Source organism: Ciceribacter thiooxidans (assembly GCF_014126615.1).
Classification (GTDB): domain Bacteria; phylum Pseudomonadota; class Alphaproteobacteria; order Rhizobiales; family Rhizobiaceae; genus Allorhizobium; species Allorhizobium thiooxidans.
The window spans coordinates 1,866,254-1,889,876 of the sequence record NZ_CP059896.1 but is presented as its reverse complement, the minus strand read 5'-3'; the positions used below and the strand labels follow the sequence as shown (position 1 = coordinate 1,889,876).

At 62.0% G+C, this 23,623-nt stretch carries 22 protein-coding genes, 1 tRNA gene and 2 pseudogenes; 10 read left to right on the top strand and 15 right to left on the bottom strand.

All coding sequences use genetic code 11. The features are described from left to right. The first annotated feature begins 231 nt into the window (after positions 1-231). Both H4I97_RS09015 and H4I97_RS24780 read left to right on the top strand, forming a co-directional pair. A complete protein-coding gene (locus H4I97_RS09015; protein ID WP_182304338.1) occupies positions 232-696 on the top strand; it encodes a hypothetical protein in 465 nt (154 codons plus the stop codon). A gap of 17 nt (positions 697-713) precedes the next feature. Further along, positions 714-2,450 (top strand): M10 family metallopeptidase, encoded by a 1,737-nt coding sequence (locus H4I97_RS24780; RefSeq protein ID WP_182304337.1) that lies wholly within the window; start codon positions 714-716, stop codon positions 2,448-2,450. Positions 2,451-2,535: 85 nt separating this feature from the next. On the opposite strand, the gene gpt is transcribed toward H4I97_RS24780, so the two are convergent. The 3 genes from gpt to H4I97_RS08995 all read right to left on the bottom strand — a co-directional run bounded on the left by gpt (position 2,536) and on the right by H4I97_RS08995 (position 4,987). Continuing rightward, positions 2,536-3,033, bottom strand: coding sequence for a xanthine phosphoribosyltransferase (gpt, locus tag H4I97_RS09005; RefSeq protein WP_182304336.1), 498 nt, complete (start codon positions 3,031-3,033; stop codon positions 2,536-2,538). A 214-nt stretch (positions 3,034-3,247) separates the two neighbouring features. After that, positions 3,248-4,090, bottom strand: coding sequence for a universal stress protein (locus H4I97_RS09000; protein WP_182304335.1), 843 nt, complete (start codon positions 4,088-4,090; stop codon positions 3,248-3,250). A 111-nt stretch (positions 4,091-4,201) separates the two neighbouring features. Next, positions 4,202-4,987: a competence/damage-inducible protein A gene (locus H4I97_RS08995; protein WP_182304334.1), complete on the bottom strand. Its 786-nt coding sequence runs from the start codon at positions 4,985-4,987 to the stop codon at positions 4,202-4,204. Between the two features lie 190 nt (positions 4,988-5,177). On the opposite strand from H4I97_RS08995, the gene wrbA reads away from it, so the two are divergent. From wrbA to H4I97_RS08980, 3 genes are all read left to right on the top strand, one after another. Next, positions 5,178-5,774 carry an NAD(P)H:quinone oxidoreductase type IV gene (gene wrbA, locus H4I97_RS08990; protein WP_182304333.1) on the top strand — a complete coding sequence of 199 codons (597 nt, stop codon included), beginning with the start codon at positions 5,178-5,180 and terminating at the stop codon, positions 5,772-5,774. 145 nt (positions 5,775-5,919) lie between these two features. After that, a complete protein-coding gene (locus H4I97_RS08985; RefSeq protein WP_182304332.1) occupies positions 5,920-6,165 on the top strand; it encodes a PilZ domain-containing protein in 246 nt (81 codons plus the stop codon). A 79-nt stretch (positions 6,166-6,244) separates the two neighbouring features. Beyond that, a tRNA-Leu gene (locus tag H4I97_RS08980) sits at positions 6,245-6,329 on the top strand. 24 nt (positions 6,330-6,353) lie between these two features. On the opposite strand, the gene H4I97_RS24535 is transcribed toward H4I97_RS08980, so the two are convergent. From H4I97_RS24535 to H4I97_RS08970, 3 genes are all read right to left on the bottom strand, one after another. Then, positions 6,354-6,614, bottom strand: a complete 261-nt coding sequence (locus H4I97_RS24535) for a hypothetical protein (protein ID WP_244658611.1) — start codon at positions 6,612-6,614, stop codon at positions 6,354-6,356. A 105-nt stretch (positions 6,615-6,719) separates the two neighbouring features. Then, on the bottom strand, positions 6,720-6,959 hold the full coding sequence (locus H4I97_RS24530; protein WP_244658610.1) for a hypothetical protein: 240 nt from the start codon (positions 6,957-6,959) through the stop codon (positions 6,720-6,722). A 70-nt stretch (positions 6,960-7,029) separates the two neighbouring features. Then, complete coding sequence (locus H4I97_RS08970; RefSeq protein WP_182304331.1) at positions 7,030-8,484, bottom strand: TrkH family potassium uptake protein; 1,455 nt, start codon at positions 8,482-8,484, stop codon at positions 7,030-7,032. A gap of 100 nt (positions 8,485-8,584) precedes the next feature. On the opposite strand from H4I97_RS08970, the gene ilvA reads away from it, so the two are divergent. Next, positions 8,585-9,835 carry a threonine ammonia-lyase gene (ilvA, locus tag H4I97_RS08965; RefSeq protein ID WP_182304330.1) on the top strand — a complete coding sequence of 417 codons (1,251 nt, stop codon included), beginning with the start codon at positions 8,585-8,587 and terminating at the stop codon, positions 9,833-9,835. On the opposite strand, the gene H4I97_RS08960 is transcribed toward ilvA, so the two are convergent. Further along, complete coding sequence (locus H4I97_RS08960; protein WP_182304329.1) at positions 9,828-10,865, bottom strand: glycerophosphodiester phosphodiesterase family protein; 1,038 nt, start codon at positions 10,863-10,865, stop codon at positions 9,828-9,830. The genes ilvA and H4I97_RS08960 overlap by 8 nt on opposite strands. A gap of 100 nt (positions 10,866-10,965) precedes the next feature. Here H4I97_RS08960 and H4I97_RS08955 point away from each other — a divergent pair, with 100 nt between their 5' ends. Beyond that, positions 10,966-11,289 (top strand): HlyU family transcriptional regulator, encoded by a 324-nt coding sequence (locus H4I97_RS08955; RefSeq protein WP_182304328.1) that lies wholly within the window; start codon positions 10,966-10,968, stop codon positions 11,287-11,289. A gap of 230 nt (positions 11,290-11,519) precedes the next feature. Beyond that, positions 11,520-12,785, top strand: a complete 1,266-nt coding sequence (locus H4I97_RS08950) for a GGDEF domain-containing protein (protein ID WP_182304327.1) — start codon at positions 11,520-11,522, stop codon at positions 12,783-12,785. Positions 12,786-12,812: 27 nt separating this feature from the next. Here the strand turns inward: H4I97_RS08950 and H4I97_RS08945 are convergent, their stop codons facing one another. From H4I97_RS08945 to H4I97_RS08935, 3 genes are all read right to left on the bottom strand, one after another. Beyond that, entirely contained in the window at positions 12,813-14,798 is a 1,986-nt protein-coding gene (locus H4I97_RS08945; protein WP_182304326.1) for a bifunctional 2',3'-cyclic-nucleotide 2'-phosphodiesterase/3'-nucleotidase, read from the bottom strand. 199 nt (positions 14,799-14,997) lie between these two features. After that, a complete protein-coding gene (locus H4I97_RS08940) occupies positions 14,998-15,267 on the bottom strand; it encodes a PilZ domain-containing protein (RefSeq protein WP_244658609.1) in 270 nt (89 codons plus the stop codon). Between the two features lie 160 nt (positions 15,268-15,427). Further along, positions 15,428-15,889 (bottom strand): Lrp/AsnC family transcriptional regulator, encoded by a 462-nt coding sequence (locus tag H4I97_RS08935; protein ID WP_114363049.1) that lies wholly within the window; start codon positions 15,887-15,889, stop codon positions 15,428-15,430. A gap of 155 nt (positions 15,890-16,044) precedes the next feature. Between H4I97_RS08935 and ald the strand changes: the two genes are divergently transcribed. Next, positions 16,045-17,163, top strand: a complete 1,119-nt coding sequence (gene ald, locus H4I97_RS08930; protein WP_182304324.1) for an alanine dehydrogenase — start codon at positions 16,045-16,047, stop codon at positions 17,161-17,163. 103 nt (positions 17,164-17,266) lie between these two features. Here ald and H4I97_RS08925 read toward each other — a convergent pair. Further along, positions 17,267-17,736: pseudogene (locus tag H4I97_RS08925) on the bottom strand (DUF1203 domain-containing protein). Positions 17,737-17,903: 167 nt separating this feature from the next. On the opposite strand from H4I97_RS08925, the gene H4I97_RS08920 reads away from it, so the two are divergent. After that, complete coding sequence (locus tag H4I97_RS08920; protein WP_182304323.1) at positions 17,904-18,734, top strand: DUF4344 domain-containing metallopeptidase; 831 nt, start codon at positions 17,904-17,906, stop codon at positions 18,732-18,734. A 15-nt stretch (positions 18,735-18,749) separates the two neighbouring features. Here H4I97_RS08920 and sseA read toward each other — a convergent pair whose 3' ends face one another. From sseA to H4I97_RS08900, 4 genes and pseudogenes are all read right to left on the bottom strand, one after another. Beyond that, positions 18,750-20,183: a 3-mercaptopyruvate sulfurtransferase gene (gene sseA / locus H4I97_RS08915; RefSeq protein ID WP_182304322.1), complete on the bottom strand. Its 1,434-nt coding sequence runs from the start codon at positions 20,181-20,183 to the stop codon at positions 18,750-18,752. Between the two features lie 18 nt (positions 20,184-20,201). After that, positions 20,202-20,939 carry an alanyl-tRNA editing protein gene (locus H4I97_RS08910; protein WP_182304321.1) on the bottom strand — a complete coding sequence of 246 codons (738 nt, stop codon included), beginning with the start codon at positions 20,937-20,939 and terminating at the stop codon, positions 20,202-20,204. A gap of 10 nt (positions 20,940-20,949) precedes the next feature. Beyond that, positions 20,950-21,986: pseudogene (locus H4I97_RS08905) on the bottom strand (cysteine synthase A). A gap of 138 nt (positions 21,987-22,124) precedes the next feature. Further along, positions 22,125-23,573, bottom strand: coding sequence for a cryptochrome/photolyase family protein (locus H4I97_RS08900; protein WP_182304320.1), 1,449 nt, complete (start codon positions 23,571-23,573; stop codon positions 22,125-22,127). Positions 23,574-23,623 lie beyond the last annotated feature (50 nt).

Below are 23,623 nucleotides of genomic sequence, written 5' to 3'. Positions count from 1 at the left end.
TTGCCCCGAAATGGTTAACACCACATCTTGTGTGTTCACCTGTGGAAAACGGGGAAACCGGCGATCTTGATGGAATCACTTGTGTTTTCTGCACGGTCCGACGCCGGCAGGGGCCAAAGGGCGGCCCGCCGTCACGTTCTCGACGCACGATATCCACGATCGCGTCGATATCTTGCGATAGCAGAGTATTGTAGTTGCACGAGCTGCGCGAATGCGTTAACGACACAACGCATGCGAGAATATTCGCATTTACGGTCTGCTAAAGGCTGTTTCGTAAGGTGGCAGCCTGATATGCAAGACTGGATTATGAAGAGGATCGGGACGCTATTGCCGTTTGTCGTGGCCACGTCGATGGCTAGCAGTGCTGGCGCCGAATCACTCGTTTTCGAATGTCAGGCGGCGACAGGCGTTGCCATGACGGAGAATTTCCGGCTGGCCTGTTCTTCCGTCGAGGGCGAGGCGCGCAAGCGTCTGGACGCGCCGCCGGCCGGTTCTACCGTAAGGCTCGAAATCATCGCACTCGATGAGCGGCGGATTTCCGGCAGGCTTTCCTGGATGGGGAAATCCAACGGCGGCTTTGTGCATGGCCCGACCATCAGCACCAGCATTTCGGATGCCGCTCTGAACGCCCGGACGATTGCGAAGTTCGCGCGCGATCTGGTGCAGGTATCGGATATTGATTTCGACCGGCTTTGACGATTGGGGAAGAAGATATGTCAAGGAGCCTGAATAGCGTTGATGCTTTCGAGATGCATGAACGCAGCTATGACCTGCAGGTCACGGACGCCGGCTCCCGTTCGGCAAGCCACGCGTCTTCGACCGATGAGGACGGGTCCGACCAGGTAAACGATGTGTTTGCCGCCTTCTCGACCTCGTTTGCCGGAACCGTCACGAAGGCCGCGCTGCCGGTCTTCACCAACGACCAGATTGCCTCCTATCTGACGGACGGCTACTGGAATTCGCAAGGTGCGAGCTGGCGCGCGTTCGACGTCAACGCCGGCGGCACCATCACCGTCAATATCACGGCCTTGACGGCATCTGGCCAGCAGTTCGCCAAATGGGCGCTCGCGGCGTGGACCGCCGCCTCGGGGCTGAAGTTCTCCTACACGACAGGCTCCGCAAAGATCACCTTCGACGATGCCGGCAGTCACGAGGCGTGGTCGAGCTCTACGACCAGTGGCAACACGATCATTTCGTCCGAGGTCAACATCTCGACCGACTGGATCAACTACTACGGTCTGACGAAAGACACCTACTCGATGCAGACCTACATTCACGAGATCGGGCATGCGCTCGGCCTCGGACACGCAGGTCCCTATAACGGAAATGCTACCTACGGAGTCGACAACGCTTACCTGAATGATTCCTGGCAGGCGACGATCATGTCGTACTTCTCCCAGGACGATAACACCTACGTCGATGCGAGCTTCGCCTGGATCATCACGCCGATGATCGCCGACGTACTGGCAATCCGCGATCTTTACGGCACGACTGCCATCAATTCTGGAAATACGACGTATAATTACAGCTCTTTCGCAAACGGTGACCCCATTGCGGCGACGATCGTTGATACCGGCGGCGTGGACACCATCGATTTCAGTTGGGTGAAGGTCGCGCAGCGGATCGATCTCAATCCCGAGACTTATTCCGATACCGCCGGACTTGTCGGCAATCTCGGTATCGCCCGCGGAACGATCATCGAAAACGCGATCGGTGGTTCGGGCAACGACAGGATCTATGGCAATGCAGCGGCGAACGTTCTGACCGGCGGCGCGGGGAACGATGTCCTTGATGGCCGCGGTGGGGCGGATACCCTAAATGGCGGTACCGGAAACGATATCTATGTTATGTCGGACAGGGGGGACAAGATTATTGACGCGGGTGGCGTGGACAAGATTCATGCGTCAGTCAGTATATCGCTGGGATCCTACACCTCCGTCGAAAACCTCATCCTCACCGGCTCCGGAAACATCAACGGCTTAGGAAACGGGCTGGCGAACATTCTGAAAGGCAACGGAGGCAACAACGTCCTGAACGGTGCTGGCGGTAACGACACCATCAGTGGCGGTTTAGGCGCCGACCGGCTTTACGGTGGAGTCGGCAACGACAAATTGATGGGTGGAGCCGGCGCGGATGCGTTTGTCTTCAACACGACGCTGAACTCGTCGAGAAACGTCGACACGATCACCGATTTCTCGGTCGCGGATGATACGATCTGGCTCGAAAACGCGGTGTTCAAGGCACTGACAACGACCGGAACGCTCGCTTCCTCCGCCTTCTTCGCCAGCACCGCAGGTGTCGCTCACGATTCCAACGACCGGATCATCTACGAGACCGACACCGGCAACCTCTATTATGACTCGAACGGCAGTGCCGCCGGCGGCAGGGTGTTGTTCGCACACCTGAAGGCTGGCCTGGCGCTGACCTACCAAGACTTTCATGTGATCTAACGATCCGCGGGCTGGGCGAACCGAAAAAACAGAAGCGCCGGCGGTTTTCTTCGCCGGCGCTTCTTACTTTTCAGCTCTGGAAAAATCAGCCCCTGTGGCCCTTGGCGATTGGTTCCTGATAAGTGAAGCCCATGTCCCAGGGGAAATAGATCCAGGTGTCCTGGCTGACCTCGGTCACGAACGTGTCGACCGTCGGGACTCCCTTTGGCTTGGCGTAAACACAGGCAAAATGCGCCTTTGGCAGCATCGCCCGCACCTCGGAAGCGGTCTTTCCCGTGTCCGTCAGGTCGTCGACGACGAGCACGCCCTCTCCGCCGTTCTCCGTCAGATCGGCCGTTATCCCCTTCAGGACGTTCATCTCGCCCTGGCTCGCGTAGTCATGGTAAGAGGCGATACAGACCGTCTCGATGAGGCGGATATTGAGCTCGCGCGAGATGATCGCGGCAGGAACAAGCCCTCCACGCGTGATGCACACGATCGCGCGGAACTCCTGGTTGAGGCCGGCGAGGCGCCAGGCAAGCGCGCGGGCATCGCGATGGAACTGATCCCAGGAAACGGGAAAGGCTTTATCGGGGAGGGACATTCGAGGACTCCGCAAGACGTTCGGTTAGGCGCCGGAGGTCCGGCGGGTTGTCGGACGTGCCGGGCTGGAAGCGACCATCGTCGTGTCGGCGCGAGGCCAAAAACACGATTCGCGCGGTTGGCGCCGCGCGAATGTCGCCCCCGGGGGCTTTCGTCTTTGACCGCTGCTATTAGCGGGTTTTGCCGGCGCATGGCAAGGGCGCCGCGCCAGCCGCTCAGCGGGAGAGGAGCGTGAGCGCCGTCATCGAATCGAGCACGGTGCGGGTCACGCCGCCGAAGAGTGTCTCCCACCACCGCTTGTGGCTGTAGGCGCCCATGACGAGAAGGTCGATGCTGCTGTCCGACAGACGGTTTTCGATGGCTGCGGGAGCGGGCATCTCGTCCGATGCCACCTGCGAAACGGTTACGTTTATGCCGTGGCGGGCGAGCGTGGCGGCGATTTCCGCGCCGGCAACCGTGGTGGAGCGACCGCTCTGTTCGGGAGCCTCTACGGAGAAGACCTCGACCGAATCTGCGCCCTTCAGGAAGGGAAGGGCGTCGAACGTCGCCCGCGCAGCTTCGCGCGAACCGTTCCAGGCGATCAGAACGCGTTTGATCGGTTTCGGTTGCTTGAAGATGTAGGGGACGAGCAGGACGGGCCGGCCGCTCTCGAACAGGAAGTGCTCCAGCTCTGCACGGCTTTCGGAAAGGATGCTTTCATCTCCCTGGGCGGCGATCACGAGATCGCAGCTGCGGGCGCTGTCGACCAGCGAGGCGGCGCCGAGGCCGGCGGAGGACAAGAAACTTCGCCACTCGTAGGAGACGCCTTCCCGCGCGCAACGGTCACGGAAGAACTGCTCGATCGTCACTGTCTCGTCGTGTGCCATGTCCTGCAGCGCTTGGACCGTTGCAGGATCCGGAATTTCCATCGGCGCCACCAGCGGTACGGAGGCAATGGCTTCCGCATGGAGGCCGATAACGTGCGCGCCGAACCGATCGGCGATGGAGAGGGAGAATTCGGTAATTTGCCGCGCGTCCTTGGGGGTATCCAGGACAGCGAGAATGGTCTTGTACGCCATGATTGCCTCCTCAGCGGTGACACGGGAGAGTCCCGCACCAGAATTCTATGCAGGCGATTGTGGCGCGGTTCCTTGACTTCGGTCAATCCACGACACGAAGAAAAGAACAGGTCAGACTGGCTCGGCCGGGTGTCCTCGCTCCGCCTGAACCGTCTGTTTTTGTTCAGCGATTTTCTCGATCATCGCCGAGATCGCAGATGCCGCTGCGTCGAGGGCGATCTCGTCTCGCGAGCGCACGACAAGTTCGGTCGAGAACCGCTCGCCGTCGAACTTGGGATAGGAGCCGATGCTGGTCGAAGGGTGAGCGCCCTGTACCACGGCGAGCGCCGTCCCGATATCGCCCTCGCCGTAGGGGCAGCGGACAACCCGCGAGAGGACACGGGTACCGGCGGGCAGCGTGGCAATTACGTTGTCGACCATGGCCTGGAAGACCTGCGGGACGCCGGCCATCACGTAGACGTTGCCGATGATGAATCCGGGTGCTGTCGATACCGGGTTGGGAATGTGACGGCTTCCCTCCGGCATCCGTGCCATACGCTGGCGCGCCGCGCTGAATTCCATGTTTCTGCGCGCATACATCTCGCCGAGCAGTCGCATCGCTTCGGCCTCGTGCGTGCAGGGAACTCCGAATGCCCTCGCGACGGCATCGGCAGTGATGTCGTCGTGAGTGGGACCGATTCCGCCCGAGGTGAAAACGTAGTCGTACCGCGCACGCAGCGCATTGAGCGCCTCGACGATCGCGTCTTCCTCGTCACCGACAATGCGGACCTCCTTCAGGTCGACCCCGGCAAGCGTCAGAACATCCGCGAGATGGCCGATATTCTTGTCCTTCGTCCTGCCGGAGAGCAGTTCGTCGCCGATCGCGAGCATGGCGGCCGTCTTGATGTCATCGGTCATGGAGATCGTCCGTTGGGAAATGATTACTCCCTGTCTAGCGGGTCGCACCTCCTTTGAGAAGATCGGTCGCAGACATCACTGCGGCGGATAGTGAACACAGCGTCTCGCCGCCGCGACCTTTCCGCGGCGGCGCTGAGTGCTAAATGGAGACCAGCAAAAGGGTGATCGCCCACAACGAAGGAGACATTTCGTGGCAAAGGTCCTGGTTCTTTACTATTCGTCGTACGGCCATATCGAAACCATGGCGTACGCCGTTGCAGAAGGCGCGAAGTCGGCCGGTGCAGAGGTGACCGTCAAGCGGGTACCGGAGCTCGTTCCGGAAGACGTTGCAAGATCCTCCCATTTCAAGCTCGACCAGAAGGCCGAGATTGCCAAGGTCGATGAACTTGCCGAGTACGATGCAATCATTGTCGGCGCGGGTACGCGATTCGGCACCGTCGCCTCGCAGATGCGCAATTTCTGGGATCAGACCGGTAGCCTCTGGTTCAATGGCACGCTGGTCGGCAAGGTCGGCTCGGTCTTCACCTCTTCCGCCACCCAGCATGGCGGCCAGGAATCGACCATCCTCGGATTCATTCCGACCCTCCTGCACCATGGCATGGTGGTCGCGGGATTGCCCTATGCCTTCCAGGGACAGATGGGCGTCGAGGCGGTGAAGGGCGGATCGCCCTACGGCGCCTCCACCATCACGGACGGCGATGGCTCGCGCCAGCCTTCGGAAGTCGAGCTCGAGGCCGCTCGTTACCAAGGTGTGCATGTGGCACGCATCGCGACCAAGCTCGCCTGATTTTCAGTCGTTCGACGTTGAAGGCGCGGGACTCGTTCCCGCGCTTTTTCGTTTGCCTGGATAACAATTTGTACTGACGCAATCTTCCGGCCGTTGTATGATTCTTGCGTGATATTGCATGTTTCTCGGCAGGGGATGGAACGCGATGGACGACAATAGGACCGAGCCACGCCTGCGCTCGCTCAAGGGAGCGCGCATCGTCTTCAACAACGGTTTCTCGACGATGGACTGTATGGCGCGAAATCTCTCGCCGGGCGGCGCCAAGCTGGTGCTCCCGTCCACCGCAGGCATCCCCGATTCGTTCGGATTGAACTTCGAGGACGGCAAACGTCACAACTGCGCTGTGCGCTGGCGCACGCCGACCGAACTCGGCGTCTCTTTCGAGGATTGATGCGAGCGCAGGCACAGAAGATCGCAATCGCCGCGGGCACCCTTGACGATTGCGAGCAACTCGTTGAAACAGAAGCCGCGCGGACGTGGCGAAACTGGTAGACGCAAGGGACTTAAAATCCCTCGGAGCGATCCGTACGGGTTCGACCCCCGTCGTCCGCACCAATTGAGTCTGGCGGCCATGGCTTCCTATTGCGCAGCAAGCGTGAAGGGCTGCTCCACGCTCGCGGTGTTGCCGCCGATCGTATCCTTGATCGTATAGCGCAGAACGTAGTCGCCGGGGTCGGCACCGCTGACGTCCAGCGTCAGATCCGTGAAGATTTCCTGATTCCGTACGAAGCCCGTGAACGTGAAGTCTCCGAAATTCTCCTGAGAGGCGAGAGTCTGGCCTGCGGCATCGGTGATCGCGAGATCGACCATGAAGTTGGCTTGGTGCTTGCCGCCTTCCACGGGTTTCCAATCGAGGCCGACGAGTTCGAGATACGTGACGAGCGGCTCTCCGGTCTTAAACGTCGAGTCCGCCTTCGCTTCATAGGCGCCATAGGCCGCCGGCTTTCAGGTGACGAAGACCGCCTTCTTGACTGTAAAGGGAAGCGCCATGGCGAAGTCGGCGACGGCTTCGGTCATCGTCTCGTAGGCACCAACCGCGTCGCCGGCGGCGGCCTCCTCCTCGGCCACCTTCGCAGCCTCGGCCAGCGGACCGGCGACCGCCGGGAAAGCTACAAGCAGCGACGCACATAAAACGCCGCAGATGCGGCGGAACCGTCGGCGGTTTCCCCTTCGAAAACTTGACATTTGAAAAGCCCCTCCCGTCCCGATGATTTCGAGAGTTCTGCCAAACGGTCCGGCAGTCAAGGGGCTGTCGTCAGCCGCGCCAGAAGGTCGGCATCAGGAGCACGAGGACGGTCAGGACCTCGAGACGTCCGAGCAACATCATCAGCGACAGAACGTACAGTGCGGGTTCGTTCATCGTCGAGAAATTGCCGGCGGGACCTACGACTTCGCCGACCCCCGGACCTACGTTCGAGAGAGCGGTGATCACCGAGGACGTCGACGTCAGCAGGTCGTATCCGAATACGCTCATCGCCATCGAGCCGACGACCCACAGGAACAGGTAGGCGCTGAAGAACAGGAAGACCGTACGCTGGGTATCGGCATCCACGGTCTGGCTGCCGTAGCGGACGGAGTAGACGGCGTTGGGATAGACGAGCTTTCGCAATCCGATCGTCACGATGTTGGCGAGGATGACGAAGCGGTAGGACTTGATCCCGCCGGCGGTCGAGCCGGAACATCCGCCCATGAAGGTGGCGAAGAATGCGGCCATCACGACGAAAGGCCCCCACTGGGTGTAATCCTGACTGGCATAGCCGGTCGTCGACAGGACCGAAGAGAAATTGAAGAAGGAATGGGTGAGTGCCGACGCGAACTCCACATCGTTCGCAAAGTGGTTGTAGACTGCAGTCGCGACCGAAAAGGCGCTGAGATAGGCGATGAAGACGCCGATCTGCGGATCGCGCAAAGAGTCGAGGCGCCCCCGCACGATGAAGACGATCAGAATCGAGAACGGCAGGCTGCAGACGGTCATGAAGAAGGTGGAGATCCACAGCAGGAGACCGCTTCTGAAATAGCCGAACGAGGCGTCGTGGGTCGAGAAGCCGCCGGTGGCGACCGTCGTCAGTGCATGATTGATCGCATCGAAGTGGCTCATTCCGCCGAAGTCGTAAGCAATCGTACAGAGCAGCGTTATCCCGAGATAGATCGCGAAGAAGGCGCGGGTGAAGTTCGCAAGACGCGCGAACGGTTTGTCGGCGATGTCGGACGATTCCATCTTGAAGAAGGACATGCCGCCGACACGCAGGAACGGCAACACGAACAGGCCCAGGGCCACGATGCCGATGCCGCCGAGCCATTGCAGCAGCGAGCGCCAGAGCAGGAGGCCCGGTGGCATATGGTCAAGCCCGGCCATCACGGTGGAGCCGGTGGTCGTGACCGCCGAAACCGATTCGAACAGAGCCTGGGCGAAACCGGTGACCTGCCCCGAAAGCAGGATCGGCAGCGCGCCGACCACCGAAAAGACCGTCCACAGCAGGTTGACGAGCAGAAAGCCGAGCCGCTTCGTGAAGACGGGGGGCGGACAGCGCGTGGCCATTGCCGTCATGAGCGACAGGCCGCCCACCATGAACGCGCAGAGCGCGAAGATCTGCCAGTCGGAATGGCCGTAGTAGAGATCTACCATCGCGGGGACGAGCATCGCCGTCGACAGATAAAGACCGCAGATGGCGGCGATGTATATCGAGAAGCGGAAAAGGCTGACGTTCAATGAGGGCGTTCCCGTTCGCGGTGCCGCGGAAAGAACCTTTGTCTCCGCAATGGGCATATGCCATAGCGGGAGAAGTGTAATTTTTCAATGGATGGATGACGTGACGCGCAACGACGTGCGGGCGGCCGCAGAAGCCATGCGGGAGATCTTCCCGGCAACTCCCCTGCAGTTCAACGAGCACTTGAGCGCGAGGCTCGGGGCGAGGATTTACCTGAAACGGGAGGATTTGACGCCGGTTCGTTCCTACAAGATCCGCGGTGCCTTCAACTTCTTCCGCAAGGTCATCGCCGCTGGCGGCGGCAATACCACCTTCGTCTGCGCATCCGCCGGCAATCACGCTCAGGGCTTCGCCTTCGTCTGCCGCCATTTCGGCGTACCGGGCGTGGTCTTCATGCCGGTGACCACCCCGCAGCAGAAGATCGACAAGACCCGCATCTTCGGCGGAGAATTCATCACCATCCGCCTCTTCGGCGATATCTTCGACCAGTGCTATGCGGCTGCCCGTGAACACGTGGAGGCGATCGGCGGTCATATGGTGCCGCCGTTCGACGATGCCGACATCATCGAGGGGCAGGCGAGCGTCGCCGCCGAGGTCGAGGAGCAATTGCCGGAGGGTGAAAAGCTCGATCTCGTCGCCATCCCGGTCGGCGGGGGCGGTCTGTCTTCCGGGATTACCGGCTATCTCTCCGACGCCTTGCCATCGGAAGGCTTTCTGCTTGCCGAACCGGCCGGAGCGCCAAGCCTCAGGAAGAGTCTCGAGGCCGGTGAGGTCGTGACGCTTGGCAGGGTCGACAATTTCGTCGACGGCGCGGCCGTTGCACGGATCGGTGATCTCAATTTTGCGGCCTTGAAGCACTTCGCGCCCGAACAGGTGCAGGTGGTGCCGGAAAATGCGATCTGCGTCACGATCACCGATATGCTGAACATCGAAGGCGTGGTGCTGGAGCCGGCAGGTGCGCTGTCGATTGCCGCCCTCGAACTGCTGCCGCGCGAGGTGATCGAAGGTAAAACCGTGGTGGCGATCGTCACCGGCGGCAATTTCGACTTCGAACGCTTGCCGGACGTCAAGGAACGGGCGATGCGCTATGCGGGACTGAAAAAGTACTTCATCCTTCGGCTGCCACAGCGACCCGGTGCCTTGCGTGATTTCCTGAACCTGCTTGGCCCCGACGACGACATCGCGCGCTTCGAATACCTGAAGAAGTCGGCGCGCAACTTCGGCTCCATCCTGATCGGCATCGAGACGAGAGACCGGCGGAATTTCCAGGAGCTCGTCGGCCGTTTCGAAGGGGCGGGGCTCGGTTTCGAGGACATCACGGAGAACGAAATCCTCGCCAACCTCATCATCTGACCGGAGAGGAGGGCAGGGTGCCGAACCGGCATCCGCCGCTGTCCCCGGAACAGAAGCCGCTCTCCTCCGCATAGGCGCGGGCCTTTTCGATCCGGTTGGTCCAGATGAAACCCGGGAAGCCGACGGGAACCATGCTCCACGTTTCGACGTCGTCGATCCCGGCGCTGCCGGTGTCGCCTTTCTCGTGGGCTCCGAGCAGAATGACGTCGGAGCCGGCCGCCTGCACGCGGTTGTAGAATTTTTCCGGCCAGCCCCACAGCAGGAAGGCGTAATTGACCGGCACGGGCACGAGCGTGTTGCGGCAAACCTCGGGCATGTAGCCGCTCCAGCCGAGTGCCAGATAGCCGACCAGGCATGCCTTCGCACTCCGGGCGCTGTAGCCCTCGAGACCCGGCACCGCCGCGACGGCGGCCTCAGTCGGCTCGCCGCCGCCGTAGACGGCAAACACCGCCGCGCGATAGGTACGATTTGAATTCAGCAGCCTTGCCAGTGTCTCGCCCTCCTCGGCGCGGCGGCTCTTGAAGTTGACAAGAAAGCGACCCTCCGGCAGCGCTTCGAGAACCTCGGTCAGCGTCGGCATCATACCGATCCCATGACCACGGAAGGGGAACGTCGCGCCGCCGTCGGCGGTATAGCCATATCCGACGTCCAACTGCTTCAGTCGCGCCATCGGCGTTTCCTCGGTGATCCCGCTCGCTTCGGTTCGGCAGTCGAGCGTCCAGTCGTGGAAGACGGCGAAGCTGCCGTCGGGCGTCAGGTGCACGTCGAGCTCGACCACGGCGGCGCCGGCGTCTAAGGCGGCACGCATCGACGGAATGGTGTTTTCGAGGAGTGCATGTTCTGGGGGAAGTATGCGGCTTGCCGTGCAGGTCTCGGCGGTGAGCCCTTCACGGTCGAAGATCTGGTGTTGTCCGCGATGGGCGAGCAAGCGCGGCGCCCCTCCCTCGGGAAAGCGCGAAAACAGGCTGGTGTTCACGCCCCAGAGGAGGGCGATCACGAGCGACGCGGCGACCGAGGTGATGCGAATCATGATGTCTCCCGCAGCGAATTCGCCACGAGCCTCTCTGCAAATCCGGCATTTCGGTGGTCGGGGTCTTCTTCATGCCGCGCGGATATGCTAACCAGAACAAATGGCATCGTTTTTCTCGAACATCTTTTCGGCCTTCTCCGGCGCGTCGAAGGACAAGCCTGCCCCGACGGCGACGGCCGAACCTCAGGCTCATGCCGGTTGCACAATCCACGCCGCTCCGATTCGTGAGGGAAGCCAGTATCGCCTGGCCGGGCGAATCGAAAAGGTGGTCGACGGGGAAACGCTGGAACGCACATTCATCCGGGCAGACGTCTTCACTTCCGCCGATGATGCTCTCGAATGCACCTTCCGCAAGGCACGCCAGATCATCGATCAGAACGGCGCCGGCCTCTTTGCGGATGGCGTCAAGTCGCGCCCGGTCTGACGGCCGGCATTCGATCCCTCGGCCTTTTCCTGCTTTGATCGCAGCGGCGGTTTTGCGCAAAACAGTCGAGGGATTCGGACGTTCTTGACGTCTTGCGGCTTGCGCCGAGACGATCTTCAAATCCAGAAGTACGCTAGGGTATAGCGACTCGCGGTGCATTCGCCGGAGCGGTGCTGCATGGCAACCGCGCGGCTCGGCTGAAGGCGTCGGGACAAGGGGGCAAAACGGGGATGAACCAGAGCACGAATCTTGCGCTCTTCGTGGTCGAGGCGGTGTTGTACTTCACCTTGCTGACCACGCTCCTTCATTTTCGTCACCGGATCGGGCTCGGCGTTTTTCTGACTGCGCTCGGCGTAATGCATTTCGTCGAGACGTATCTGGCTGCTGTCTTCTACGTCGATCTGCCGATCGGCATCGTCTCGCCGGGCTCGTCGATCTTCTTTGCCGGCAAGCTGGTGATGATCCTGATGCTCTATATCAAGGAGGACGCTGCAACCGTTCGTCAGCCTATCTACGGCCTGTTCATCGGCAATGCCGTAACGCTCGTCATCGCGCAGTTCCTGCTGCTCCATCACACGGTGTCGTTGACGCCCGGACAGACGGCGGACGTGGCTTTTCTCCGCGAGATGGGGCTGCTGATGCTTTGGGGGACGGCCCTTCTCTACATCGACTCGCTGGCGATCATCCTGCTCTACGAGCGGATCGGTCGGATCCTCCCCGGGCCGACGATCACCAGGGTCGCCGCAAGCAGCGTGCTCGTGCTTACCTTCGACCAGATCGGCTTCTATGGTCTGCTCGCCTATCTCTACGATGCCCCCGCGGCCGTGTTCTGGGGTGGGTGGAAAGCGAAGATGGCGGCGGCGGTTCTCTATTCGGCGATGTTTGCGCTTTATCAGATGGTCTTTCGTGATCCGGGCATGGTGTTGGCGCGCCGCCCGATCCGCGACGTCTTCACCGACCTGACATTCCGCGAGCGCTACGAGGACCTGCTGGCGCGGACGGGTCGCGATGTTCTCACCGGCGCCTTCGATCGCGGACGGATGGAGATCGAGGCGCCGCGCCTGCTGCGGGAATCGACCGAGCGTCGCAAGCCGCTCAGCGTCGCGATCGTCGACGTTGACCATTTCAAGGCGGTGAACGATCGCTTCGGCCATCTTCACGGAGACAGCGTGTTGCGCGAGGTGGCCGACGAACTGCATCGCGGCACCAGAACCGGCGACCTGCTGTTTCGCTACGGCGGTGAGGAATTCGTCGTCGTCCTGCCGGAGGCCAATCACGCCGACGCACTGCTGATATCGGAGCGCATGCGACAGGAGATCGCCGTCGGTGTCCGAGACCATGGCGGCGGGGCTGTGACGGTCAGTATCGGCGTCGCGACGGCACCGGAAGACGGAGCGAACTTCACCAGCCTGCTTGCGGCGGCCGACAACCGCCTCTATCGCGCGAAAAATGCAGGCCGCAACCGCACGGAAGGCCGGCCGGACAGCGGCGCCTGAAGCCGCGTCCGGCGCCGCGTCCCTAGGTCAGAGAATCAGGCGGAACTTCGCAAAGCCCTCCGCTCCGTCGCCCGCATCCTCGATCTTCGCGCCTTTGACGTCTTTCGCATATTGCCGACCCTTCGGTCCGGTCTCGAACAGCGCTGTCGCGCCCTTGTTCGGGGCGAAGGACCAGTTGCCGTCGGCGGACGGATTGATCTGGCCCTGCTCGACGATGTAGCGGACGATGACGTCGCGGTTAGTGTCCGGGGCGACGAAGATCACCTTGTCGGCTGCGATCTCCGGGAATTTTCCGCCGCCACCGGCACGATAATTGTTGGTCGCGACCACGAACTTGCGGCCGGGATCGATCGGTTGTCCACCGAAGTGCAGGTTGACGATACGGTTCGCCTCCGGATTGATGACCTTGCCGTCGCCGTCATATTTCGGCGGCTGGGCGAGATCGATCTGGTAGGTGACGCCGTCGATCACATCGAAATTGTAGGAGGGGAAGTGCGGGTTGAGGAGCGGTGCGTCCTTCGCGCCGGGCTCCACCTGGTTGAACATGCCGGCCGACATCTCGAGCCAGTTCTTGACCTGCTCGCCGGTCACCAGCACCGCCTGGACCGTGTTCGGGTAGAGATAGAGGTCGGCGACATTCTTGATCGCGATGTCGCCGGCGGCGACGTCCGTATAATAGTCGGGGCCGCCGCGTCCGCCGGCCTTGAAGGGCGCCGCCGCCGAAAGGATCGGATAGTCCTTGTATTCGGAGTCCTTCAGCATTTCGCGGATGTACCAGGTCTGCGCATTCGAGACGATCTGCACCGAAGGGTCGTCGGCCACGAGCGCGAAATAGGAATAGAGCGGCGCCGACGTCTTGCCGACCGATGTACGGACATATTGCAGCGTAGCCTCGTGCTCGGTGGCGACGGACGCGATGATCTCGGGCTTGTCGGACACGTCCGCGACGACTTTGCGGTTGTCGTCGCGGTGGTAGATCGGACGTGCTTCGCAGGTAAAGTCGACGATCTGCCAGCTTGCGCCGTCCTTCTCCAAGAGGAGGTCGATGAGCCCGAGATGTGAGCCCCAGAACCCTCCCATCACCGCCGGCTTGCCGAGCAGCGTACCCTTGATCGGGTCGGCGCCCGGCACGTCGTCCCAGGTCTTCGGGCCGGGGAAGACCAGATGCTGGTGCCCGGTGAAGACCGCGTCGATGCCGGCAACGCCGGCGAGATAGAGCGACGCATTTTCCATGCGGTCGCTCTGGCCGTGCCCGTCGATGCCTGAGTGGGAAAGCGCGACGATGAGGTCGGCACCATCCTCCTTCATCACCGGGATCCAGGCCCGCGCCGTATCGACGATGTCGCGGGTCTGTGCACGGCCTTCGAGGTTCTTTGCATCCCAGACCATGATCTGCGGTGGCACGAAGCCGATGAAGCCGATGCGGATCGGGTTTTCGTTGCCGGCGCCGTCTCTGATCTTGCGGTCGAGAATGGTGTAGGGCTTGAAGTAAAGCTCGTCCTTCGTCGGATCTTCGGCCAGCTTGCCCTTCGTGAGATTGGCGCACACGATCGGAAAGTTCGCCCCGCCCAGCGTGTTGAACATGAACTCCAGGCCGTAGTTGAACTCGTGGTTGCCGAGCGTGCCACACTCGTAGCCAAGCACGTTCATCGCCTTGATGACCGGATGCAGATCGCCGGCCTTCATGCCCTTTTCATAGGCCATGTAGTCGCCCATCGGATTCCCCTGCAGCAGGTCTCCGTTGTCGATCAGCATCGAGTTTCCGGCTTCGGCGCGGATCGAATCGATGATCGACGCGGTGCGGGCAAGCCCCATTGTGTCGTTCGGCTTGTCGGCATAGTAGTCGTAGGGCATCACGTTGACGTGGATGTCCGTCGTCTCCATGAGCCGCAGGTGGGCCTGGTTGCCGTTCGCCCGGGCGGCGAAAGGATGGAGGACGACGAGAGCGGTGGTCGCTGCAAAGCCCCCGAGGAGACTGCGGCGCGAAATGGGATGCAGATCAGACAGGGACATGTGGGGTCTTCCTCCGGTGGCTGCCCTTGCGACGGGCAAGACTAGAGCCGTTTAGGCACAAGTGCATCCGGAAAATGACAGGCATGTGTCGGTTGTGGCCGCTGCGGTGTTTGCAGCGGCGAGACACGGAGGACAGGGGCCGTCGCTCCGTGCGAAGTGCCCCGTGATCCTTCAGCGACGGTATGCCTTTTCCGCTCGATCAGCGGGTTAGAACCGGACGGACTTCTTTGTGGAAGTGCCGGAAGTAAGCCGACATCTGTGCGAGCGTATTGCTCGTGCTAATGACTTCGACGCCGAGACGACTCGCCCTGCGCCAGCGTACGGTGGCTTCGATCAGACCGAGGTGGTCGTTCTGGATCTGCACGACGCTGCCGGCGGCGGCGTGGAGCGGTGTCGCAAGTTCGAGCGCAAGACCCGTTCGCGAGACGTCGACCATCCGCGCATTGGCTTCCTGCTGCAGATACTTCACCTTGCTGTCGACCCGACAGCGTTGCCGCGATGCCCGCCGTGTTTCCATATTCAGGTTTGATTTCGTCATGGTTCCCCGAAAAGGTTGTCCTTAAACGCAACCTTAGGAGGAGTTCTTTGCCGGTCGTTGAATCTTGTCGTTAAAATTGTCGCTATATGCATCAAAGGCCGACATTCGGCCGGTCGATGATCTCGCGGAGAGCAAAGCTGGAGTTGATCTTGACCACATGTGGCAAGGCAGACAGCCAATCGCGATGGATGCGCTCGTAGTCCTCGAGGTCCTTGGCCGCGACGCGGAGGATATAGTCGTATTCGCCGGACATCAGATAGCAGACGAGGACGTTCGGACAGCGCTTTACGGCAGCCTCGAAATCGGAGAGTGTTTTCGCGAACTGGCCCGAAAGCGAGATGTGCACGATTGCGATCATCTTATATTCGAGTACCTTATTCGACAGCCGCGCGTGATAACCGCTGATCACCCCCGATCGCTCAAGGATGTCGTGGCGCCGCGAACAGGCCGAAGCACTTAGTCCGACCTTCTCGGCGAGCTCCGCGTTGGTCATGCGACCGTTTTGCTGAAGCGCTTTCAAAATCGCAAGATCAATCGCATCCAGTTCCTGCATTCGAATATCCTTCGATGAATTCATTTTTACGCGCAATAATGCGCGAAATTAATGATGCTCAAAATCGAAATTTGCAAGGACATTTTGCGCCTTCGGTGTTTCAAATCTTGGGTCAAATCACCCGAGGCGATAAACGCCGCAAGAGAGGAACAAAAATGCTGGTAGGCTGCCCCAAGGAAATCAAGAATCACGAGTACCGCGTCGGGCTGACCCCGGGTGCCGTGCGCGAATACGTGGCGCACGGTCACAAGGTGCTGATCGAGACGGGCGCGGGCGGCGGTATCGGCGCCGACGACGGTGCCTATATTGCTGCCGGTGCCGAGATCGTCGGTTCGGCCAAGGACATCTTCGCTCGTGCCGACATGGTCGTGAAGGTCAAGGAGCCGCAGCCGTCGGAATGGACGCAGCTGCGTGAAGGCCAGATCCTCTACACTTACCTGCACCTCGCTCCCGATCCGGAGCAGACGAAGGGTCTGCTCGAATCCGGCGTTACCGCCGTTGCCTACGAAACCGTGACCGACGACCGCGGCGGCCTGCCGCTGCTGGCTCCGATGTCGGAAGTCGCCGGTCGCCTGGCGATCCAGGCCGGTGCCACGGCACTGCAGAAGGCCCATGGCGGCCGCGGCGTGCTGCTCGGCGGCGTTCCCGGCGTGCTTCCGGGCAAGGTCACCGTCATCGGCGGTGGCGTCGTCGGCCTGCATTCCGCGCGCATGGCCGCCGGCCTCGGCGCCGAAGTCACCATCATCGACCGCTCGCTGCCGCGCCTGCGCCAGCTCGACGACATCTTCGCCGGTCGCGTCCGCACCCTCTACTCGACGATCGACAGCCTCGAACAGGCCGTCTTCGCCGCCGACCTGGTGATCGGCGCCGTGCTGATCCCGGGTGCCGCTGCGCCGAAGCTTGTCACCCGCGAAATGCTCTCGGGCATGAAGAAGGGTGCCGTCATCGTCGACGTTGCGATCGACCAGGGCGGCTGCTTCGAAACCTCGCATGCGACGACGCATTCGCATCCGACCTATGAAGTCGACGGTGTGGTTCATTACTGTGTCGCCAATATGCCCGGCGCCGTGCCGGTCACGTCCACCGAGGCCCTGAACAACGCTACGCTTATGCACGGCCTTGCGCTCGCCGATCGCGGCCTGCGCGCTCTCGCCGAAGACCGTCACTTGCGCAATGGCCTCAACGTGCACCGCGGACGCATCACCAACCGTCCGGTCGCGGAAGCGCTCGGCTACGAGATGCACGCGCCGGAAATGGTCCTTAACGTGGCGTAATGTAAGATTGCGCCTCGGCGAGCATTCCGTGACGTAAGAACCGCGGAACGTCGCTGCATGTGTCACGACCGGCCAGTCTCTGGCCGGTCGTTCGCGTTTCCGCTCATGCCCTGTCGATACGGCACTGGTAGCAATTGTTGGTGGCCGACCGGACGTGCACGTAGGCAATATCTTCCCGTTCGAGAAGCTTGGCGGCATATTGCCGGATCTCCTCGCGCGGGGTGACGGCGCCGGAACCGTAGACAATCCGGTCGTTGTCGCCATAGCCGCGCAGGATGTAGCTCGGGTGCCGCAGGATCGGCGGTAGCGCCTCTCCGCCGTCGTGACGTTCACAGGCCTCCGCATGCAGGAAGATCGGCCCGGTCTCCGCATAAGGCTGGGGTGCGGGAAGGGACGGTGCGCGAGAATGAGGTAAGGCTCGCCGGCACCGACCAGACGCAGGCAGTGGCGGCAGGGAACGCCGTCGCCATCGGAAACGCTTCGTTCCGGGGCGAGGCCATAGGCGTCGGCTTCCCCCTCGCGATAGGAGGCCGCAATGGTGGACGGTAAGGCGGAAAATCGGATCATGGACATGGTGTCTCCTTTCGATCGCACCATTTTCCGCCGAGGACGTTCCCGAACCACCCGTTTCCTGCCGGATTGCGGAAAATTCGGCCCAAATTTGGTTGTTTCCGCAGATTGCCGCCCCGTGCCCGGATGCACTATGCAAAGTAATCGGGGCTGTAGAATTCGGGGGAATTATGCTCAGAAAACTTATGTGTGCGGCGCTTGCCTGCGTCGCGTTCGCGATGCCTCATGCTGCGCGATCGGAAGAGGTGCTCGATCTCGGCAAGCTCAATGACGAACAGATGACCGAGACGATCAATTTCGTCACCGGCAACGCGATCTTCGTTCTTTTCCACGAAGCCGGCCACATGCTGGTTTCCGAACTCGGCGTGCCGGTTCTCGGCCGTGAGGAAGACGCCGTCGACGCGCTGTCGTCGATCCTGCTTCTCGAGGCTCATGACGAGACGCTCGACCAGGCGATCACCGATTCGGCCGACGGCTGGTTCCTCGCGAGCGACAAGAGCACCGAGAACGGCGACGAGCTCGCTTTCTGGGACAGCCACGGGCTCGACGAGCAGCGTGCCTACCAGATGGTGTGCATGATGGTCGGCAACGATGCCGAGGGCTTCAAGCAGTTCGCCGACTCGATCGACTACCCGAAGGAGCGGCGCGAGGAGTGCGCGGTCGAATACGTCCAGACTGCACAGAGCTGGATGAGCGTGCTCGCACCCTACAACAGGACCGACGGCAAGAAGGCGGACATGAAGGTGACCTATGAGAAGGTCGCCGATGAAGAACTCGCGGCCTATGCCTCGATGATCCAGTCGGCAGGCTTGCTCGAGGTCGTGCGGGACGTGTTCGCCGAGAGCTATAACCTGAAGGATGGCATCCGTATCACGGCCAAGGCGTGCGGCCAGCCGAATGCGTTTTGGCATCCGGGTGAACGCGAGCTCACCTATTGCTACGAGCTCGCGCAGATGCACATGACGCTGATCGCCGACTATCTGCTGAACAAGGCCGAATGACCGACGGGCGCGGCCTCACGGAGAGGCCGCGTCCCGGCGGATCATCTGAAGCAGTTCTTCCTCGGTGAGCGGCTCCACGAGAGCGTCGAAGGTTTCGACCGGCGAGAAGCCGAAGCGCTGGTAGAGCTGCAGGGCGCGCGGATGGTCGAGGGTATTGGTCGTGACCGTCACCTTCTTGGGATCGTTCTGCCAGGCGAGATAGAGCGCCTGCAGCAGGAACCACTTGCCGAGACCCATGCCGAGCACGTGCTCCATCAGGCCGAAATAGGACAGCTCCACGACGTCGTCGTTCTTCTGCGCCAGTTCGAAGAAGCCGGCAGGCGCTCCGTTGACGTAGAGAACGTTGATGCTGACCTTCGGGTCGTGGACGATCGCGCGCAACTCGGCGTCGTTCATCCGCAACCGCGCATGCCAATGCCAGCGCCCGCCGACCTGGCGCTGCAGGAAGCGGTAGAAGGGCAGGGGAATTTCGACCGCCCGCATGATCGCCGTCTGGATGTTGACCGGCACGGGCAGGCTCGTCTTCGGCGGCGCGGTCATTTCGAGCCGCGTAACATGGGCGCGAAGCGGGCCGTGTGCCCTCGATGCGACTGGTCCGGCGGGGCCGGTGGTGACCGGCGTTTCGGAACGTCCGCCCCATTCCGACCAGGAACCGTCATAGAGCGTGTTTTCGCGATGGCCGAGCGATTCGAGCGCGAGCGTTATCACTGCCGCCGTCACGCCGGAGCCGCAGCTTGTTACGACCGGCTTCGTGAGGTCGATCCCGGCGTCGGTGAAGATCGAGCGAAGCTTGGCGAGGTCCTTCAGGTGTCCGCCCTCGGAGAGCGAAAGCGCCGGCACACTTCGGGCGCCGGGCATGTGCCCCGAACGCATACCCTCGCGCGGCTCCGGTTCGTCGCCGGTGAACCGTCCCGCCGGTCGCGCATCGGCGATCTGACGCGAGCCGTTGTCGGCGATCTCCTGCATTTCCTCGAACGAGGTCAGGCGATCGCGCTGGAAACTGGTGGCGAAATTGGCCGGTGCCGGTTCGGGCAGGTCCGTCTCGAGCGGCCGGCCTTCCGCCTTCCAGCCATCGAGGCCGCCGTCGAGCACGTAGACGTTGCGGGCACCCATGACGCGGAACATCCACCAGACGCGCGGTGCGGAGAAGATGCCGGGGCCGTCATAGACGACGATCGTGTCGGTCGCCGAAATGCCGAGCTTGCCGACCTCCTCGGCAAAGAGTTCCGGAGAGGGAAGCGAATGCGGCAGCCCCGTCGTCTGGTCGGCGATGACGTCCTGGTCGAAGAAGACCGCGCCGGGAATGTGCCCGGCCGCGTATTCGGCCGCACCGTTACGACCCTGGGCGGGCAGGTACCAGGACGCGTCGACGATCTTGAATTCGGGCGCGCCGAGCTGTTTTTCCACCCAATCGGCGGATACGACGAAGCGGCTTTTCTCCGCAGGCATGGTTTTCTCCCGTTGCCGTCAGGCAAGGGCGTCCGGCGTTCCGAAACGGATGCGGAACCGGCGGTTCTCCTTGCCCTTCTTTTCAATCTTGGCGATATGAATCGCCCCGACCTCCTGGGTCTCGGAAACATGTGTGCCGCCGCAGGGCTGGCTGTCAACGGCGGAGTCTTCGCCGATGCAGACGAGGCTCACCCGGCCCATTCCGACGGGGGGCCGCACGTTCTTCGATTTGACGATGCCCGGATTGGCGGCGAGTTCCTCATCGGTGATCCATTGCAGGTAGATCGGATGGTTCTCGGCGACGAGCCGCATCAGTTCGCCGGTCACCGTGTCGCGGTCGATCGTCTCGGTCATGTCGAAGTCCACCCGCGATTCGTCCTCGCCGACGGCGGCGCCGGTGATCGGGAAGGGGCAGACGACGGAGAGCAGGTGACAGGCGGTGTGCATGCGCATCAGCTTGTACCGGCGCGGCCAGTCGACATGCATGACGATCGTTTCCCCGACCGCTGGAAGATCCTGCCCTTCCGACGGTATGTGAAGGATGATGTCCTTCGATGCGCCGTGCCGGGTCACGTCGAGTGCAATCCTCGAACCGTCGCTGCGCTCCAGGAAACCCGTGTCGCCCGGCTGGCCGCCCGAGGTCGCGTAGAAGCAGGTCCGGTCGGTTTCGATGCTGCCGTCCCCGTTGACCGCCGTCACCACCGCCTCGCAGGTCGAAAGATAGAAGTCGTCGCGATAAAGAGCGGTGGTCGGCATGATTTCTCCCTTACGCGGCCTCGAAGGGCAGCTCAAACGTAGCTTGCATCTCGAGCCAGCCGGGGACCGGCAGGGCCTTCGACGCGAGGAAGGCGGGGTTGAAGAGCTTGGACTGGTAGCGGTTGCCGTAGTCGCAGAGCATGGTCACGATGGTATGCCCCGGACCGAGCTCACGGGCAAGGCGGATGGCGCCGGCGATGTTGATGCCCGACGAGCCGCCGAGGCATAGCCCCTCCTGTTCGACGAGGTCGAAGATGATCGGCAGCGCTTCCGAATCGGGGATCTGATAGGCGAAATCGGGGGTGAAGCCTTCGAGATTGGCGGTGATGCGGCCCTGGCCGATACCTTCGGTGATCGAGGAGCCGGAGGACTTCAGTTCGCCGTTCCGATAGTATTCGTAGAGGGCGGCGCCCTCGGGATCGGCGATGCCGATTTTGACGTCGCGCTTCAGTTCCCGCAGCCCGGCCGCGGTGCCGGCCAATGTGCCGCCCGAGCCGACGGCGCAGATGAAACCGTCCACCTTGCCGTCCGTCTGCGCGAAGATTTCCCTCGCGGTGGTCGCGACATGGGCGTCGCGGTTCACCGTGTTGTCGAACTGGTTCGCCCAGATCGCGCCGTTCGGCTCCGTCCTCGCCAGCTGTTCGGCAAGGCGGCCGGAGAGCCGCACGTAGTTGTTCGGGTTCTTGTAGGGAACGGCCGGGATCTCGACGAGCTCGGCACCGAGCAGACGCAGTGCGTCCTTCTTTTCCTGGCTCTGGGTTTCGGGATGACGATGACGGTCCGGTAGCCGAGCGCCTTGGCGACCAGTGTGAGCCCGATGCCGGTATTGCCGGCCGTGCCTTCGACGATGACGCCGCCGGGCGCCAGCAGGCCTTTCCGCTCGGCATCGCGGATGATGTAGAGCGCGGCGCGATCCTTGACCGACTGGCCGGGGTTCAGGAACTCCGCCTTGCCGAGAATGGTGCAGCCGGTCGCCTCCGAGGCGTTCTTCAGCCGAATGAGCGGCGTATTGCCGATCGCCTCGAGGACGGAGGGATGAAATGCCATGGGATGAGCCTTCTCTTTGTCAGAAGATTAAGAAGCGACTTTTCAAATCTCAAGGTGAATAAGACAAGGAATTCGGTTCCCCTGCGGCGCATGGGTATAGAAAAACCGTGCTTCGAGTGCCCGCGCGGCAGGCGCGGACTATCCGGACGATGAAACGGCGAGGCCGCGAAACGCTGCGAGCGCCCGTTCGCGCGCCATCTTGTGGTCAACGACCGGCTGCGGGTAGGTCTTTCCGAGGTCGATGCCGGCCTTGGCAAGGACTGCGGCCGGTGCCTCGAATGGCCGGTGAATGTAGCGGGTGTCGAGGCGCGCGAGCTCGGGCACGAACTTTCGCACATAGGCGCCCTCGGGATCGAATTTTTCGCCCTGGCTGACCGGGTTGAAGATGCGGAAGAAGGGGGCGGCATCCGCTCCGGAACCGGAGACCCATTGCCAGCTCGCGGCATTCGACGCCGGATCGGCGTCGACGAGAGTGTCACGAAACCAGCTTTCCCCCTCCCGCCAGTCGATCAGCAGGTCCTTGACCAGAAAGGAGGCGACGATCATGCGGACGCGGTTGTGCATCCAGCCGGTCTGCCAGAGCTGCCGCATGCCGGCATCGACGATCGGGTAGCCAGTTTCGCCGCGCTGCCATCGCCGCAGGCCGTCTGGATCGCTGCGCCACGGAAAACCGCCGAACTTTTCCGAAAAATTGCGCCGTGGCAGTTCCGGGAAGTGAAAGAGCAGGTGATAGCTGAACTCGCGCCAGACGAGCTCTTTGCGAAAACTCGTAACGTCCTCCACGGGTACATCGCCGGCAAGCCCGCGTGTCGCGTGCCATATCTGCGCCGGGGAGATTTCGCCGAGTGCGAGGTGCGGCGAGAGCATGGAGACATGCGGCTCGGCGGGAAAGTCGCGTCGGATGGCATAGCCTTGAAGGCCGCCGCTGACGAAATCCTGGAGCCGCCTTCGGGCGCCGACTTCTCCGGGCGTCCAGACGTTGCGGAACTCGGCGGCCCAATCCGGCGTCGTCGGCAGGAGGCGCCAATCGTCGAGCGTCTCCGTGTCCGGCCATACGTCCGGGGCGGGCATGGCGGTCGGCGGCTGGAGTGGTTCCTCGGGTTCTCCGGAATTTTCGAAGGCGCGCCAGAACGGCGTGTAGACACGGTAGAAGCCGCCGGTACCCGTCTTCATCCGCGACGGCTCGTGCAACAACTGGCCTGAAAAACTGTGGGCGGTGATCCCGTCGCCGCGAAGCGCAGCCTTTAGAACCGAATCGGATTCGATTCCATCGGGGTCGTAACGCCGGTTCCAGAGCACCTCGGTCGCCCCGCTTTCTGCAATCAGTGTCGAGAGAACGGCTTGCGGAGGGCCACTACGCAGGATGAGCCTGCTTCCGAGCCTTTCCAGCGAGCGGCCGAGGGCGACAAGGGAATGGTGCAGCCACCAGCACTGCGCGCGGCCGAGCGGCCCGTTGTTCGGCTCATGGATATAGAGGGGAATCACCGGCCGCCCCGTCGCGGCTGCATGGACGAGCGCGCGGTTGTCGCCGAGCCTCAGGTCCTTGCGGAACCAGAGTATGACCGGTGTGTCGCCTGGATCCTGCATCTGCCGTCTCGCCCGTCGCTGCTGCCGGCATCTTATACGGGACGCGGAGC

Bases quoted from the DNA above. Each gene is read 5' to 3' on its own strand.
- H4I97_RS08950 (WP_182304327.1), top strand. From the start codon at position 11,520: ATGAACCAGAGCACGAATCTTGCGCTCTTCGTGGTCGAGGCGGTGTTG.
- H4I97_RS09000 (WP_182304335.1), bottom strand. From the start codon at position 4,090: ATGGCGTACAAGACCATTCTCGCTGTCCTGGATACCCCCAAGGACGCG.
- H4I97_RS08955 (WP_182304328.1), top strand. From the start codon at position 10,966: ATGGCATCGTTTTTCTCGAACATCTTTTCGGCCTTCTCCGGCGCGTCG.
- H4I97_RS08960 (WP_182304329.1), bottom strand. From the start codon at position 10,865: ATGATTCGCATCACCTCGGTCGCCGCGTCGCTCGTGATCGCCCTCCTC.
- H4I97_RS08935 (WP_114363049.1), bottom strand. From the start codon at position 15,889: ATGCAGGAACTGGATGCGATTGATCTTGCGATTTTGAAAGCGCTTCAG.
- gpt (WP_182304336.1), bottom strand. From the start codon at position 3,033: ATGTCCCTCCCCGATAAAGCCTTTCCCGTTTCCTGGGATCAGTTCCAT.
- H4I97_RS08995 (WP_182304334.1), bottom strand. From the start codon at position 4,987: ATGACCGATGACATCAAGACGGCCGCCATGCTCGCGATCGGCGACGAA.
- H4I97_RS08985 (WP_182304332.1), top strand. From the start codon at position 5,920: ATGGACGACAATAGGACCGAGCCACGCCTGCGCTCGCTCAAGGGAGCG.
- H4I97_RS24530 (WP_244658610.1), bottom strand. From the start codon at position 6,959: ATGTCAAGTTTTCGAAGGGGAAACCGCCGACGGTTCCGCCGCATCTGC.
- sseA (WP_182304322.1), bottom strand. From the start codon at position 20,183: ATGCCTGCGGAGAAAAGCCGCTTCGTCGTATCCGCCGATTGGGTGGAA.
- ald (WP_182304324.1), top strand. From the start codon at position 16,045: ATGCTGGTAGGCTGCCCCAAGGAAATCAAGAATCACGAGTACCGCGTC.
- H4I97_RS08900 (WP_182304320.1), bottom strand. From the start codon at position 23,573: ATGCAGGATCCAGGCGACACACCGGTCATACTCTGGTTCCGCAAGGAC.
- H4I97_RS09015 (WP_182304338.1), top strand. From the start codon at position 232: ATGCGAGAATATTCGCATTTACGGTCTGCTAAAGGCTGTTTCGTAAGG.
- H4I97_RS08945 (WP_182304326.1), bottom strand. From the start codon at position 14,798: ATGTCCCTGTCTGATCTGCATCCCATTTCGCGCCGCAGTCTCCTCGGG.
- H4I97_RS08910 (WP_182304321.1), bottom strand. From the start codon at position 20,939: ATGCCGACCACCGCTCTTTATCGCGACGACTTCTATCTTTCGACCTGC.
- H4I97_RS24780 (WP_182304337.1), top strand. From the start codon at position 714: ATGTCAAGGAGCCTGAATAGCGTTGATGCTTTCGAGATGCATGAACGC.
- H4I97_RS08920 (WP_182304323.1), top strand. From the start codon at position 17,904: ATGCTCAGAAAACTTATGTGTGCGGCGCTTGCCTGCGTCGCGTTCGCG.